Origin of the sequence: Desertibacillus haloalkaliphilus (assembly GCF_019039105.1) — a bacterium.
Lineage (GTDB): Bacteria > Bacillota > Bacilli > Bacillales > KJ1-10-99 > Desertibacillus > Desertibacillus haloalkaliphilus.
Map to the genome: position 1 here is coordinate 1 of NZ_JAHPIV010000445.1, position 356 is coordinate 356.

General features: G+C 50.6%; 1 protein-coding gene. It reads left to right on the forward strand.

The genetic code is table 11. The features are described 5' to 3' along the window. Window positions 1-356: ATP-binding protein (locus KH400_RS22725; RefSeq protein WP_217228513.1), on the forward strand; the 356-nt coding region annotated here is incomplete at both ends.

A 356-nucleotide genomic window follows, 5' to 3' on the forward strand; every position in this document is an offset into this window, starting at 1 on the left:
GGTTGAAAATGCAATTGATGCCAATAGTCATCAGATCGACGTGCTAGTTGAAGAAGCTGGTGTAAAGTCGATTCGCATTATTGACGACGGTGATGGTATTGAGGCTGACCAGGTGCAAAAGGCGTTCTTGCGCCACGCGACGTCTAAGATTACGTCACGTAATGATTTGTTCCGTGTCCACTCGTTGGGCTTCCGTGGTGAGGCTCTGCCATCAATTGCGTCAGTTGCGGATGTTGTTTTAGAAACGGCTACGGCTGATGCACCACAAGGAACGCGCGTGCACTACAAGGGTGGCGAGTTACTTGAAGAAGTCGGAACGGGAGCACGTAAGGGAACTGACATTACCGTGTCAGAGC